This is a genomic window from Streptomyces boluensis, assembly GCF_009908195.1.
Taxonomy (GTDB): domain Bacteria; phylum Actinomycetota; class Actinomycetes; order Streptomycetales; family Streptomycetaceae; genus Streptomyces; species Streptomyces boluensis.
Map to the genome: position 1 here is coordinate 1 of NZ_JAAAHS010000179.1, position 14,796 is coordinate 14,796.

11 protein-coding genes and 1 pseudogene are annotated in these 14,796 nt (G+C 68.1%); 6 read left to right on the forward strand and 6 right to left on the reverse strand.

All coding sequences use genetic code 11. From position 1 onward, the window contains the following. Positions 1–1,133, forward strand: a 1,133-nt coding sequence (locus GUY60_RS21595) for an NAD(P)-binding domain-containing protein (protein WP_161700330.1), incomplete at its 5' end; no start/stop codon positions are given. Between the two features lie 1,032 nt (positions 1,134–2,165). Next, the gene (locus tag GUY60_RS21600) at positions 2,166–2,738 is read left to right on the forward strand and encodes a hypothetical protein (protein WP_161700332.1); all 573 of its coding nucleotides are present in this window, start codon (positions 2,166–2,168) and stop codon (positions 2,736–2,738) included. Positions 2,739–2,870: 132 nt separating this feature from the next. Here the strand turns inward: GUY60_RS21600 and GUY60_RS40090 are convergent. From GUY60_RS40090 to GUY60_RS39135, 3 genes and pseudogenes are all read right to left on the reverse strand, one after another. Continuing rightward, a pseudogene (locus GUY60_RS40090) lies at positions 2,871–3,343 on the reverse strand (transposase); the annotation flags it as partial. 725 nt (positions 3,344–4,068) lie between these two features. Then, entirely contained in the window at positions 4,069–4,374 is a 306-nt protein-coding gene (locus tag GUY60_RS21610) for a hypothetical protein (RefSeq protein ID WP_161700334.1), read from the reverse strand. An 8-nt stretch (positions 4,375–4,382) separates the two neighbouring features. Further along, positions 4,383–4,826, reverse strand: a complete 444-nt coding sequence (locus GUY60_RS39135) for a helicase associated domain-containing protein (protein ID WP_312866376.1) — start codon at positions 4,824–4,826, stop codon at positions 4,383–4,385. A gap of 188 nt (positions 4,827–5,014) precedes the next feature. Between GUY60_RS39135 and GUY60_RS21620 the strand changes: the two genes are divergently transcribed. The 3 genes from GUY60_RS21620 (at position 5,015) to GUY60_RS21630 (ending at position 8,098) form a co-directional block, all read left to right on the forward strand. Next, entirely contained in the window at positions 5,015–6,139 is a 1,125-nt protein-coding gene (locus GUY60_RS21620; protein WP_161700336.1) for a hypothetical protein, read from the forward strand. Between the two features lie 172 nt (positions 6,140–6,311). After that, the gene (locus GUY60_RS21625; RefSeq protein WP_161700338.1) at positions 6,312–7,286 is read left to right on the forward strand and encodes a hypothetical protein; all 975 of its coding nucleotides are present in this window, start codon (positions 6,312–6,314) and stop codon (positions 7,284–7,286) included. A gap of 422 nt (positions 7,287–7,708) precedes the next feature. Then, positions 7,709–8,098, forward strand: a complete 390-nt coding sequence (locus GUY60_RS21630) for a hypothetical protein (protein ID WP_161700340.1) — start codon at positions 7,709–7,711, stop codon at positions 8,096–8,098. Positions 8,099–10,000: 1,902 nt separating this feature from the next. Here GUY60_RS21630 and GUY60_RS21635 read toward each other — a convergent pair. Next, positions 10,001–10,642, reverse strand: a complete 642-nt coding sequence (locus GUY60_RS21635) for a zinc finger domain-containing protein (protein WP_161700342.1) — start codon at positions 10,640–10,642, stop codon at positions 10,001–10,003. A gap of 28 nt (positions 10,643–10,670) precedes the next feature. After that, on the reverse strand, positions 10,671–11,357 hold the full coding sequence (locus GUY60_RS21640; RefSeq protein WP_161700344.1) for a hypothetical protein: 687 nt from the start codon (positions 11,355–11,357) through the stop codon (positions 10,671–10,673). Here GUY60_RS21640 and GUY60_RS21645 point away from each other — a divergent pair, their 5' ends adjacent. Beyond that, positions 11,358–11,999 (forward strand): ATP-binding protein, encoded by a 642-nt coding sequence (locus tag GUY60_RS21645; RefSeq protein WP_161700346.1) that lies wholly within the window; start codon positions 11,358–11,360, stop codon positions 11,997–11,999. It abuts the gene before it with no gap. Positions 12,000–12,867: 868 nt separating this feature from the next. Here GUY60_RS21645 and GUY60_RS21650 read toward each other — a convergent pair. Beyond that, the gene (locus GUY60_RS21650) at positions 12,868–13,521 is read right to left on the reverse strand and encodes an ATP-dependent DNA ligase (protein WP_312866378.1); all 654 of its coding nucleotides are present in this window, start codon (positions 13,519–13,521) and stop codon (positions 12,868–12,870) included. Between the last annotated feature and the right edge of the window lie 1,275 nt (positions 13,522–14,796).

A 14,796-nucleotide genomic window follows, 5' to 3' on the forward strand; every position in this document is an offset into this window, starting at 1 on the left:
CCTCCGGCTGGTCGGTCGACTCCCGGCCCGCCGGGGACGAGGCGGCGGACGTTCATCGCGAGACATTCGACTACGTCGTTGTCGCCAGTGGGGCTCATCATCATGCCCAACTGCCCGAGCTGGGCGGGCGTGAGTCGTTCCGCGGGACCGTGCTGCACTCCAACGAGGTGCGGGCCGGGACATTCGCGGGGCGGCGCGTGGTCGTCGTGGGCGGCGGCAAGTCCGCATTGGACCTGGTCACCCGCGCCGCACACGAGGCGGCCTCGGCCACGCTCGTGCAGCGCAAGGTGAACTGGATGATCCCCGAGCGGTTCCTGCTCGGTCTGGTCGGCTACAAGTGGATCCTGTTCACCCGGTTCGGTGAGGCGCTCCTGCCCCGCTATCACGATCCGGCCTGCGTCCGTCCGATCGACCGCATCGACGAGCGGGTCAAGCGGGCTCTGTGGTGGCTCATCACCCGCAACGTGCTGATTTCCACCGGGCTGTACCGGCTGCCGAGGCAGCTGCGGCCCGCTCACGGGCTCCCCTTCCACCTGGCCCACGCGGGAGTGATGCCACGCGGCTACGCGCGGGCCGTCCGCCGCGGCCTGATCGCCCCCAAGGTCAGTGCCGTCGAGGCGTATACCGACAAGGGGCTGCGACTGGCGACCGGCGAGGAAGTGGCGGCGGATGTCATCGTGTTCGCCACCGGGCACCACAAAATCTTCCCGTTCCTGGACTCGAGCGTGCGCGTGCACGATGACGACGGGCGGCTGCGGCTCTACCGAGGCATCGTGGCCCCCGGCGCCGACCGGTTGGGGTTCGTCGGTTTCCGGCAGGTCTTCAACAACATCATGGGCGTGGAACTCACCGCGCACTGGCTGACCAGCCATTTCCGGGCGACGCTGCGCACCACCCCGGGCGAGCAGGGGATGCGGGAGGCCATCGACTCTCGTCTGGCCTGGCAGGAGCAGGTACTGCCAGGCTCCGGCGGCTACGACTTCGGCCCCTACGACATCCACTGCGCGGACGAACTCCTGCACGACATGGGGTTGCCATCCCGCCGCGCCGGCAACCTGCTGGCCGAATACCTGCTTCCCGGTGGAGTGGCACACCGCTACGCGGGCCTGACTCGATCGAGTTCGGCGAAATGAATGCAGAGCATGAGCGGCCCGATGCTCGGCGAGCCCCGCTGACCTGCCGAGGAACGCCCACAAGTGTGGGTTAGAAGCTGTTTTTGAACTCGCCGAAGGCGGCGCTTGCGTAGGGTGACCGCGATACGAACTGTCGAGGACGACGTTGATCTCCCCTCCGGTCCGCCAGTCATGACGGTGGTTTGCTGGACCGTCCAGCGGCGGTCGCCTTGTCGTGCAGCATGTCGACGATGATGCAATCGTCTGAATCCGCTCGTGGCCCGCAGCGGGCCAGGGAGAATGCTCGATATGGCCGACGGATGCAGAGGAAACATCCCGGATCGAGCCCACATCAACGACTTAGGCCGCTTGGACGCCATCTCCGCGACCAGCCGCTCCCTGGATGCCACGGAGGTCGTCATCGTCACGGCCCCCGTGCTGCCCTTCGTGCAGTCGCTGGCCACCCAAGCCGGACAGCGAGCTTTCGAGGCCGCGCGGGGTCTGACCAAGGCGCTGTTCAGGAAGAGCGGCCAGGACTTTTCGGGGGCACCACATCCTCGTCGTCCAAGACGACGGGGGCCCCGTCACCTTCGAGATGCCAGGTGGTCTGCCCGACGAGGCTCTCCGGGCCCTCGCCGCCACCGATATCGAGGCCCTCGCGGCAGCGGATCCGGACGGCGGCAAGGTGAGGATTCGCTGGGACTCCCGAGGCAGCTCGGTGGCGGCGGACAGTCTTCCGATCCCCTTGATGGGGCGCGGGTAAGAACTGTGTCACCAGCCGCAAACGCTGTGTCTCGTCACGGGTCGCAGCATGGACTCTGGTTTTGGTGTGTCTCGTGAGGGTTGTGAGGTCTCATGTCTGAGCGTCGTGTTCGGTTGCGGGTTCGCCGGGTGGGGCCGCGCCCGCCCATTCCCCCGGTCTCTGGTGCAGATCGGGCTCAAGAAGACTCGTCCCCGGCCTCTGCTGCAGGCTCCGCCCGACGCTCGTTACTTCGGGGGTTTGTGAGGTGGTACCGCAGGTCTGATCTAGCCAAGCACACCACGGTTCTCGCCGTGGTCGTAGCTGCCGCGAGCCTTGCGATCACATCGTGGGGAACGTACAAGGCAGCCCAGGTCGCAAATGATCAGCTGACCCAGTCACGCGAGGACAACAAGAAGGAGGAGGAGGACAACAAGAAGGAGGAGCGCGCACAAGCCTCCCGTATCTCGATGTGGGTCGAAGGTACAGAGCCGACGCGAATCGTCCTGGCGAACCGCTCCCTGGACCCCGCTTGGGCCTTCCTGCACAACTACAGCCTGGGCCCCAAAAACATACCTAGAAATACGATGGGGATCGGAGTCCTCCCTCCCTGCACCCGTCTGAGCATGCCCATCACGAAGTTCATACCGGACGTCCAGGAAGACCTTCTTCCCCAGAAAGGGACCTCCCACGGGAAGGTAAAGCTCGCCATCATCGACGCTGACGGACGAAAGTGGCTTCGCGGCCCAGACGGCAGCCTGGAATCGGTGAAAGACTTCGGGGAGTATCACGGCAACATGTCCATGGCGGACGGGGGGAGCGCCACGTGGGTGATGGAAAAGAGCGTAGAGGTCAAGACGCTCCCTGAGTGCGGCAGAGCAAGCTGACCCCACGACCATGGCTGCGGCGACGGTGCTGGGGTGATGGTCGCTGTTTGCGGCTGGTGACAGCGTTCTTACTGGGACCCCTTGATGAGCTGGCCATCCCAGTGGCGGTCCGCTGATCAGACCGAAGGCGCCAGCTGGAGCCGCGAGGTTGCCGGTGGAACTCGGCTTCTGCGCGTCAGGCGGCGGGTCATGAGGGTGACCGCGGCCCAGGTGATCAGGGCTTCGGAGTGCTGGACGAGCCGTTCGTAGTCGCGGGCGTGACGGCGGGCATTCATCACCCGGGACAGGGACCGTTCGACGACCCAACGGCGAGGGACGATGACGAATCCGGCGGCGTCCTTGGGACGGCTGACGGGCTTGATCGTCAGGTTGAGGTGCCGTTTCGCCCAGGTCACGAGCTTGCCCGCATAGGCGGAGTCGGCCCAGACGATCGTGATCTCGGGGTGCGTGAGTCGCAGCCGGAAGAGAATTTCCTTCGCTGCGGCCGAGTCGTGCAGGTCGGCCGGGGTGACCATGACCATCAGCGGCACGCCGCGGGTGTCGACCACGAGGAGGTGTCGCTTGCGGCCGTTGATCTTCTTCCCTGCGTCATAGCCCCGAGATTCCGACGGCCACACCTTCTCCCGCTCCCAATGCAGCGCTTGCTCCCACCACCGGGCCACCACCGCATACGCCAGCGCGAACACCGCCTCAGGATCCACCCCGCCCCGCACCGCCCGCCGCGCCACACCCGACCACCGCCGCTGCGCCACGACGACGTCCGGCATCGCGCGCAGATCCAGAAGCTCCAGCTTCTGGCCGGCGTCCGCGTCCACCAGCCACCGCCCGTGCCGCACACACACCCGCTCCCACCGCGCCGCGTACCGCACCCACCCCACAGGCGACCCCGACCGTCGTGCGGCGCAGAGACGGCAGCCAAGGGCCACCGGCCCCACCACCGCACCACCCACACGCCACAGGGCCGTTGGCGCCCCCGAGCTCTCACCCTCCGAGCCGGATTCCTCGTGCTCCCAGGAGGGCAGCGCTCGCGCCAGCACCGCTTTGTCGACACGGCACAGGTCGGCCAGCAACTGCCGCCCCGCCACATTCAGCACCATCTCGGCATCGGCCCTCGCACCCCCGCCCGGATACCGGGGCCGCGAACCACGCCACTGCCACTGCGAGCGCAGCGCGCTCTCCTCCAGCCCGTACCGTCCCGCGAGTCGACAGACCAAAGAGAACGTCGTCTCGCCACGCAGCGGCGCCACACGGAAAGCCCCTTGGCCGCCCCACGCGTCCCTGCGCTCGCCACGAGGCCTGATCACCGGGTTCGTCGCTTCACGGCCCCTCATCAGCGCATGCCCAACTCGTCGAGGCCGGTTCGTCGTTGGTCGGTGACCAGGTCGCCTCGGCGAAGGTTGTCAGCCGTCGCGATGTCGCGGTCCAGGGCGCTCAGGCGTGGTGGGTTCTGGTGCGGGTCGATCACGACGGCGTGTAGTTCGTCGCCGATCTGTGGGGGCGCGGCATCACCACGCCACGAGGGGCGCTGTGACTGGTCGATGAATCCTTCGATGTCGGTTTCTGTGATGCGCACGATGCAGCCGACGCGGCTGACGATGCTGACCTCAACGACGAGTTCCTCATGCCGTTCCAACATGCCCCCTCTCACCAGCGGATGCCCAACTGATCCAGATCACCACGGCGCTCTACGGTGAGCTTCTCAGCCCGGCGGCGCACGTTCGACACCCACATGCCCAACGCGACCGGGACGGTGTTGTCGGGGGTGGCCTCGCGCCCCGAAGCAGCCGGTCCGGCGTCCTCGACAGACAGCTCCTCGACATGCTTCCTCGGGACGTTCAAATGCCCCTCGCGGGCCCGGTATTGGCGTGCGGCAGCAAGGTTGAGGTTCCACTTGTCGCCCTGTGTCCGCTTGACGGGCTGCTCGTCCTCGCCCGCAGGCTCGAGGCCGAGGACGTGTGCCAGCAGCCATTGCTGGGCGGGCTGGAGCTTCTCGTAGCCGTGGCGCTGTGCCTGGACCCACCGTCCGAGGTCTTCGCCTTGCACCACCACCTCACCGACGGCCGACGGCAGGCTCCCGTCGCCAGCCACGTGGGCTTGTGAGTGGAAGGTGCTCCGAACCCTGCCGGGATTCGGAGCACCTTCCGCTGTTTTAGGGTGTCGGTATGGACATGACACGGGGGACAAAGGCGAGGCCACGGCACTGGAAAACCGCGATCGCTCTCGCCGCGCTGCTGGCAGTGACCGGATGCGGCACTGATGCCGGAGAACACAGCGGCGTGGCAGCGCCGCCTTCTGCCGCTCCCGCTCCGAAGCCGGGCCCGAAGCTCGCCGACTGGAGCATCGACTACGCGAGCGCGTCCCGCGACGCCGAACTGGTCGCCATCGCCGCCACGTCCGCCGACGAGGCGTGGGCCGTCGGTTCGGAGGCCGTCGACGAGGACGACATCCGGTACTTCCTTCTGCACCTCGACGGGGGCACCTGGCAGCGTCGTCCGCTGCCACCCCAGTTGAGCGCCGACGCCCAACTGAACGCCCCATCCCTCGAAGCCTCCGGCTCCGGCAACGTCTGGCTGTCCGGTGACCTCGGCATGGACGGGGACTACAAGCCGTTCACGCTGCGCTGGGACGGGGCGCGGTGGCGGACCATCCCGGTGGGCTCCCGGCTCCTGGACGTCGCCCCACTGGCACCTGACGAGGTGTGGGCGCTCGACAACGACGGGAAGACCGCCCGCCGTTGGGACGGCAACCGGTGGACCACGATGCGCCTGCCCGCCACTGCCGCTTCCCTGGACGCCCTCGCGCCGGACGACATCTGGGCGGTGGGCGACCGGAAGGAGGCCGACGGGACCAGGCAGCCCGCGGCCATGCGCTGGGACGGGCACACATGGCGGCTCACCAAGACCCCGGAGTACCGCTTCCACTCCGAGCCCTACCCGTATGAGGCCGCGTCCCTCGCCGACGTCATCGTGGTGTCGCCGACCGAGGTCTGGGCACTGGGGCTGCATGACTACGAAGCCGGCGACAGCGACACCGAGGAGGAGGAGGTCTATCTGCGCTGGGACGGCACGAGATGGGCCAAGGCCCGTACGGGCTTCGATTATCTTCCGTCGGGGACGGAGTTCGCTGCGGACGGCGCCGGAGGATTCCTCCTCAGCCCCTGGCGGCACCGGAGCGCCGACGGCACTCTCCGCAAGATCGGCCGCCCACCGCTGATCGCCGGCCGCTCGAAGACCGTGACGGAGGCGGACCGGTCCCAGCACCTGTGGGTGGCGGACATGGCCCGGGTACCGGGTACGCGACAGGTCCTCGGAGCGGGTTCCGTCGAGCTCGGATCTCATGGCAACGCCAATTTCCGGCGGGCCGTCGTCGTGCGCTACGACCCCACGAGCCGCGACCGGTAGGGCCTGTTCGATCGAGCTGGCGCGGGTGTGCCGCGTCCCGCCGACCCTGTGCGCCACCAGGACGTTGCGACGCCCGCTCTCCAGGTCCTCGACATCGAAGGCCGGGCCGGCGACGCGCTGCAGATGCTCGGCGAACGCGTCGGTGAACGCCGTCCATTGGGCCTGACGGTTGGTGAACGCCTCCTCGGCCGCCACAGTCTGGTCGTACGGCGTCGGCCAGGCCGTGTCCGTCATGGCCCGCTACATCGACGAGCATGCCCCTATCGAGCCCAAGCGCCGCCGCGGCGCCGCCGCTGAGCAACTCCCGTACTTCGAGCGGCTGGTGTGGGCCCACATCGTGTGCTGCCTGCGCGCCGAGGCGGCCATCTGCGCGCAGCGTGTCCTCGCGCAGCACCGCGCCATGGCCGCGGCCGCCGCCCGAAAGGGAGCGGCGAAGCAACTCGAGCGCGCCCGCTGGGACCTCGAGCACTTCAACCGCACGCGCGAGGAGCGGGACCTGCTCCACCTCAAGGACGACGACAAGCGAAAGGCCGTCGAGGAAGCCGAGGCACAGCTGGAACAGGCCCAGCAGGAGTGCACCTCGCAGAGCCAACACGGAGCGGGACGAGACGTGGGCAGCGCCGGCGAGGCGTACCTCGCGCTCGAACTGGAAGGCCTCGCCGAGCGAGCACAGGACCTCTACGAACGGATGGCCGCCGAACCCGCCTTCACTGCCTGGCGGGCGGAGCACGCCCTCATCGATCCGCTCTACGACTCCTGGCTCGACGGCTCGCTGTCCGAGGCGTTCCGCCCGCCGGAGTGGTTCGCCGACCCGCAGACCTTCCTCAAACGGCAGGTCTTCTGGGGTGAGGCGTGGCGGGAGCAGATCGACCAAGGCGGCGATGTGTCCCGGCTGTTCGGCGCCGTGGAACGACGCGTCGTCGACCAGTTCCAGCGGGAGTGGGAAGTCGCCCTCGTAGCCCCCGCCCCCGGCATGGACCCCCGCTTCCGACACGAGGACGACGTGCTGGTCCTCGCGACCTGCCCGGAGGAGACGACCGCGGTCTACGTACTGGCCCACGACGTGAGCGGCGTCGCCGCAGCCGAGGCGATCACGCCGGTACCCAGGGACCTGGCCTCGGTGGCAGAGGCTCTGGCCAAGGTCTGACGAGCGCTCACCACTGAGAGGTCAGCCCAGCACGCCAGGATCGGTGTCGGGGCGGCAGCGCGCGCCTGGTGTCCATGACTGGCAAGTTCAGTCCCGTCAGTCCCGTAGCTCTGGTGCGCAGGTCGTCCTCTCTGGCCGTCGCCAGCTCCAGCGGCGGGGACACTGGCGGCAGCGATTCGTAGCGCCATACCCGCCTCCTCCACGGAAACCGCACGTGCCCAACGGCGGGCCCCACGGGGCGGGGGAGTGTAGGTGTTGGCGGTCTCGTATGGGCGGCCCTCACCCAACTAGCCTCGACCGGACGGAACTTCGGGGCAGCCTGGCCTTGTGCGGCGGACATCGGCAGAGGGGCGGACAGCAGTGGACGCGTTCGAGGAACTGCAAGAAGAACTGCAAGAGGTCGTCTCACTGAAGGCGATCATGTGCGTGACCGCGCCGAACGCGCCCCGTACGTGACGGCCGTCAACCACGCCGTACAGGACCTGCCCGACGGCGCTCCCGACCCGCTGTTGGTCCACGCCGAGGACCCCAGGAACCGCACGGCAACCGTGGACGCCCTCTACTCCGGACTGCACCTCAACCACACCCACGGCACCCGCCCGTGCCGCCTCGCCGACGCTGAGAACCTGATCGTCAACGAGCTGCAGTGCACCCCGCGCCTGATGATCGTGTTCGACGAACTGCGCACCGAGCCCCTGGTCATGCTCTACAACATGTGGGGCACTTGGTCCCGGGTCATTTCCCGCTGGTCCTGGCCGGGGAGAGCAGCAAACTCGCAAAGGCTCTCGACCGCCCCCACCTCGCGAGCCTGAAGTCCTGCGTCTTCCTGCGCTACCGAGTCCCCGAACCCGCCTGACACACCCCACCCCGACAAGCGTGAGAGGCCCGCGCCCTGGTCCTGGTCTGCTAGTCAGTGGGGCCTCTACCGCTCGGCGTCGAGGACTCAACCGAACCCGCCCCCCAGACCTTAAACGGTCTAGCGATGCTCACAGGGGAGATCACCCTCGGCTTTCCGTAGGAGGACCGCCCGGTGGGGACAGCCTCATGCGCAGCGCGATCTCCGTATTGCGGTCCAGGACGACTGTGTGCCCGACCCCGTCCTGTGCCATGTGCTGCGGAGCGTCACCGAACACATGAGGCCCTCGATGCCCCTCTGGGAGTACGCAGAGAGCTGCGCCCTGACGGGTGCTCTCCCTTACCGCGCAAACCAGACGCCAGAAAGGTGATTCCCACTCGTCATCGTCCCCGGACCAGCGGAGCCACATCAGCTGGAGGTCCTTCGCCCAGCACAAGGTGAGGTGCTTGCCACCGTGTCCGCTGTGCAACCGGCACCTCAAGCCTTGGGGCGACCAGGCACGGCACAGGCCGCCATGAGAACTCCGTAATCGGGGCTTGTACGGAACCCGGGACACCGGGAGGGGAACCGGACGTTCCTTTGACGCCTCGGCAGCGGAACGGCGTCTTCGATACGCGGCTTGGCGGCAGGCGGATGAACAGAAGCGACGCGGACGGCCCCCTTTCACGGTCGGCGAGTCCGAAGGTACGAGGACTACATCGCACTGGGCGCATCGACGGATGGTCGCCTCGGATATCTCCCGCGCCCAAGTCCGGAGCTCGGCAGAGACTGGAGTCTGCTCGTCATAGAACTCGTTCTCGACCTGTTGCGATCGACTCGGATGCCGGAGGCGAGAGGTGACGGTGCCCAGCCGAGCCACCGCCGCTGCTTCGGACAGACCCAACCGGCTCGCCACATGGCGGAGCGGTTGGCCCATCACGACTGCCATGACGAACAGGGCGGCGTCATCTTCATCGAGGGTCGCTAGCACCCACCCGATGGTGCTCGTGTTAGCACGAGATGCTGTGGGGTCCCGGAGGACGCGCTTGCGCTTCATCGTCCGCTACCTCCCCCGGTAGCCGGGAGCTCGGCCGTGGAGTTGCCGCTCTCTGGAACGAACGGGGCCAGGGCCAGTTGACCGGCTGTGATGACGATTGTCGGGGAGGCGGCAGAGGAAGTGCCAGTGCCGTTCTCCACCGTGCTCGAAGGCGTACCAGCTTCGCTGGGTACGTTGCGCCACTTCCCCCAGGGCAAGAAGCAGGACAGCGCGCCAAGGACCTGACTCAAGCCGACCAGGACTGCCGGCACGTCCTCAGAACGGGCCTTCCGCAAGACCGACCTGATGATCCACGCCACCAATGCCGCGAGCACGGACACGACCGCGCCCAGACACACCACGTAGGCCATCGAGTTGGTCAACGGGACAGTGGACAGTGCGTACACAAAGACCTCCACAAACACGAAAGCCCCGGTCAACCGACCGGGGCTACAGGGGCAGGACGACGGGCTCGGACATCCGGGCCGCAGAAACAAAAAACTCCCGCGCCCCGAAGGGAGCAGGAGTAGCTGCAGACACACCTCTGTCCGCCGCAGGAAGAAGTCTGGCACGCCGCACCGCCGCACGCGACTGCCCCAAACGCGCAGGCCGTTGACCTGCGGCAGCGACACCCAGTGTCAGAGGTTTCGTAACGCTGACCGGACCGCACAGGGCCGCGCCTCAAGGACGTATGGCGGCGATGTCCTGGCGCCGGCGGCATCCTGCCGGTCCCACGCTGAGAAGGAGAGAGGCGCCATGCGCTGACCGTACGAGCGATGCCGAAGGGCCCATTCCCAAATTTGAGAATGGGCCCCTTCAACGGTGCTTGGGGACGTCGCGGGCCTATTCGGTGTCGACGTGGACGGGGTTGTCGCCGAGGTACCCGAGTCGCGCGTCGACGTTCGCCTCGGCCTCCCGCTGACGGCCCTTGTGGGCTTGCTCGGAGACGCGCCCGGTGGTGGTGCGGCAGTGCTCGCCGTCCGTCGCCCCGCACCGCTCGCACAGGATGCGCAGGACCTCGCGGCGTACCTCGGCGTCCCGTTCCGAGCGGCGCCGCGCCTGCGCCGCCTTGGACTCCCAACCCCGGTGCGAGATCCCATTCATCGCCTCGGCGTAGGTGGTGTGCTCGATGTCGTCGCGGCGCTCGGGGCTGAAGTGCGCGGCGTTGTACGCGAGCCACAGCAGTTGCCGCACGGTCGGCACGACGGCCGGGCCGCCGTAGGTCTCGCGGTCCTGGCCTCGGGCGGCCGCGCCCCACGGGTCGCCGCCGGGGAAGGCGGCCGCGACCGGCACGTCGCCGTCCACGATGGCTGCCAGGCGGGCGAAGGTCCGGGCGTGCTCGGCGGCGCGGGCGAGCTGCCGCAGCAGCACCACGACTCCGGACAGGTGCACCCCGATCTCCTCCATCGTGATCTGCGCACCGGCCCGCAGATGCGCGGTGTCGGTCTCCTCGATGCTGACCTGGGTGGTCGTCGTTGCGGTCATAGGTAACTCCCTTGTGGTTGCGGGCTGTTCACGGGTTCTGTCGCTGGTGGCGGGTGGTGGCCTCGGCGCCGCGCGCGATGATCCGGGCCTGTAGGGCGTCATGCTCGGCGGGTGTCGACTCCCGCTCGTGGACGACGGCCAGGCCGACACCGCTGTCGGCGCTCGCGGCGGTGGCCACCCTCGCCTCGGCCGTGTCCGGGCGGGCGAGGGCGTGACGCCCTTGGTGGACGATGCGGCCGCCTCGGGTGATGGCGAGCCGGTCGGGGCCGGCCTCCATCCATGGCGTCTCGAACGGGTCGGAGTCGACGAACTCGGGCGGCCCGGCGAACCATCCGGCCAAGTCGTCGTCGGGCGCGGTGTGTTCGACGTGCCGCAGTGCGCGGCCGTCCTCGGTCACCTCGTACGTCTCCGTCCACCGCGGCTCGGACTCTGTGGCCTCCACCGTGACCTTGAGCCGGTCGCCGGGCTGCGACGGATACCACGGGGCCCGCGTGAGCGCGTCGTGCCCGCTGAGCAGCGCGCCGACCTCGCCCACAAGGTCACAGCGGTGCTTGGCGTCCTCGGCCCGGCCGAGCGGCGACTGGGGCCCGTCCCCGACAGCGGCCTCGGGCACGCTCAGCCTCGACTCGGCGAGCCGTTCGCTGACGTACGCGGTGGCGTTCTCGGCCTGGTGGTGCATCACGGCGGCGAGGTGCGGGCCGGCCCACAGCGTCACGTGCGGGCCGGCCTCATCGAGCGAGCCCGCCGACACGGTCGCCCGGTCGTCGCGCTGAGGTTCCTGCCCGGCCTCGCCGTGTGCCGGGCCCGCAACGACGCGCGTACGGGTGCCGACGCGAGCCGCCGTGTTCCGGACGACGTGCTCGCCTGGCAGTACGACGGCGCACAGCACGCGACCGAGGCGGCCCTCCTGGCGGAGGGCTTCACCGCCGCCCACACCGTCGACTGCCTGAAGTCCTGCGTGTACGCGCATCAGTCGCCGGGCGGTGGCTACCAGCCTGCAGCAAGGGTGACACCAGCGGGCAAGGGCGTCCCGCCGCTGCCAGCAGGTTCTCTGGAGCGTCTCTCCTCTTGCCATGAGGAAGTCGACGGTGCCGCTGTCGAACAGCGCCCCAATGAAGTTGACGGTGGCGCCGGAGAACCGAGCCCCGGTGAAGTCGACGGTGCCGCTGTCGAACACCGCCCCGGTGAAGGCGGTGTTGCCGCCGGAGAATGTCGCCCCGGACAGGTCTCCGCCGCCGTAGTACGCGAGTGGACCGGGCGCCTCGACACCGAGCCCGCCGTCACTGAGCGGCGTGCTTCACGGGCGGACATCGCCGACGGCGTCGACCTCGAGGACGTCCTCGGCCCGCGCCGGTGAGCGAGCAGTGGCCGGCCCGCCTCTCGCCGCGCGTCGCACAGACTCTCCGCGAACTCCCCGACCACGTACGGGAGATGACGCGCGACGATCTCGACCTCGCCTCGCGATCACCGTGGGGGTGGCCGGCACGCACCTGACGCACTCGCCGTCTCCTGGGCCGGATAGCCAGCCGTGAACCGGGGGTTTGAGTTGTGGCGTTCCTCACGGTGCGCGCCATCGCGTGAACTCTCCGTGACCGGCCTCCTGTTGAAGGGCGGCCCACTCTCGAATCTGGGCCTTCACGCGCATCGCGCCCTTGACCAGCAGGCTCGAAGGTCACTCTCTGTGTTGATCGCGGAAGCTACTCATTGACACTGCGCACTGCGGTTGGGAGTGTCAACTGACCTGCGATTACGTAACGTCATGACGGCGTGAAGGGGGCGCTTCCATCGATGCCGTCGAGGCCCTATCGTCACTGATGGTTGCCTTCAGGTAGGCGTCTACGGACCCCCGAGCTCGGGGTCCGAAGGGCCTCGTCGGTCGGAGCACCGAACGCTCCACGACGGAAGGATGACAGATGATCACAAAGGTTCGCCACGGCGTCCTGTTGGTCGGGGCGTTGGCGTACGCCACCTACTGGCTGGTGCGCACGGCGACCGTGATCGGCTGGTCGTGAAAACGGCCACTCCCCCTCTGCGTGAATGAGAGGGGGGTGGCCGTCAGATCAGCCCGAACGCCAGGGGGCTCCGTGCCAGCGGGGCCCCTTCGGCTATCCGGGTTTCGGTACAGCACTGCTGTACCGAACCTGACTATCCATGAACCAACCGCCCAGGGTCAACCACGCTCGGCGCGACCAATGTTCATCGGGAAAACGCCTGATTGACGGCGTTCAACGGGCCCGGACGACAGTCACCACGGCATGTCGCGTGGTCCCGGCGAGTACCTCCAGGACGAGACTGCCACCGGTCGTGGTGTACGGCTCGCCGCTGTCGGTCCGGGCGCGCCGGCCGGGCCCGGACGCGGCGATGTGCTGGGCAAGTCGTCTGCTGAGCGGGGCGGTGAGGGCCTGGGACTGTGCGCGGCGCCCGTCGGGCAGACGGACGACGGCGGTTCGGGGGTGCGTGGCGTTTCCGGTGTAGCCGACCGCCTCGGCGTCGACCGTCTCGGAGTGCCGCAGTTTGTGCCACGACCGGCCAGGCCGGTACGCGCCTTCGGCGCGCTTCGCGACCACGCCCTCGATGTTCTGCACCTGGAACGCCTCGTACCAACGCATGGCGAGGGCCGGGTCGTTGGTGGCCGGCACCGGTTGCAGCGGGGGCCCGACGTCGGCGAGGACGTCTAGGAGGAGAGCCCGCCGCTCGACGTACGGACGCGGGCGGACGTCCCCGTGCTCGGGGTGCCCGAGCAGATCCCAGATGGCGTACGTCGCGGGCAGCTGGAGGGACAGGAGCCGCGCTCGGGCAGCGGCCGAGGCGGCACGAGCCTGCACCGCGGCGAAGTCCAGGGCGCCCTCGTTCCAGATGACCGCCTCACGGTCGAGCACGGTCCCGACGGCAGGACGAGGCCGGCCGACGCGAGATCGGGCCAGGCACTCGTCACGATCCGACCCGTACGGGACTGCAGCACGACCTGGTCCTCGTCGCGGAACAGCACGAGCCGATGCCCGTCGAACTTCGGCTCGTACCACCAGCCTTCACCGACGGGCAGCTTGGTGACAGGCCGGGCGAGGGCTACTTGAACAGGGCGTTCCACATGGCCATCGTGCGCTGCGAACTCCTGATGAGCCGGTAGCCCGGCGGCGCGGGACCTCAAGATCAGATCTCTTTGCCGAGGCTTTGCCAACGTCGCCGCGTACCCCAGTCCACTCCACGGATCTGCACAGATAATACCGATAGAAACCGATAGAAACCGATAGAAACCGATAGAAACCGATAGGAATCGACGCGGAATCAGACAAGGAAATCCGATACGCCGCTGGCAGCGCCTGAGCCCCAACCCCGGAGACTTCGCAGGTCACCGCAGTGCAGGCATGCTGCCCAATACGATTCTGTGTCGGATAGAGCCGAAATCGCCGTCGAAGTTTCCTGTTTTCAGGCTCGCTAGTGGCCCCCGCCCCGATGAGGCGTATCCGTTTTTCGGGCCGCCAGAACTAATAAATCCCTATCGGAAACCGAGCCTGAGCAAGTGGCGAAATTGACGTTTCCGCAGGTGAGCGGGGGTCTCCACTTGAATCGACCGGAACTTGTAAAGGCCTCTCACCTTCTGCTCTCATATCCCGACGAGAGGCAGGCGCGAAATTTCAAAGGAGGGGCATTCATGGATTGGGTGCAAGCCATATTTTCACCGTTTGTCATCGCTGGGGGAGCTATTGCCGCTGCGCTGATCACCCGCAGCGGCCAGGATAGGAAGGGTGAAGAAGACAAGGGGAAGGGGGACGCCTTCGATGACTAGGGCCCGGTGGCCAGGGCGGTAATCCCTGTGCGCTTGATCTTCGCTGCGCCGTACGCTTCCCGCGTTCCGCGCGGCATGGAGTACGCGGGACAGGCCCTGGCCCTCGGTGACGACTGGGAGGTGGTCGGGGCCGCTCCCCACTGTCTGTGCTCGGTAGGGGCGTTGCGCGTCCGTCTGAGCGCCTCGGGTCGCGGCCGGGCATCTCTGTTGTCCACGGTGCTGCGAGGCGGTGTGAGGTGCCGTAGCGCTTCGGATGGTTCGGGGGTGCGGCGGGCAGCTGCGCTGCGCTGCCGGCCTCCGCGTGGGTGGGCGGCTGCGGGCGCGTGGGTCTGCGGGCCGGGGGGCACGGCGCAGGCCTCGGCCATGC

Excerpts from the sequence above, each read along its gene's own strand:
- GUY60_RS21610 (WP_161700334.1), bottom strand. The coding sequence starts at position 4,374 with ATGTTGGAACGGCATGAGGAACTCGTCGTTGAGGTCAGCATCGTCAGC.
- GUY60_RS21635 (WP_161700342.1), bottom strand. The coding sequence starts at position 10,642 with ATGACCGCAACGACGACCACCCAGGTCAGCATCGAGGAGACCGACACC.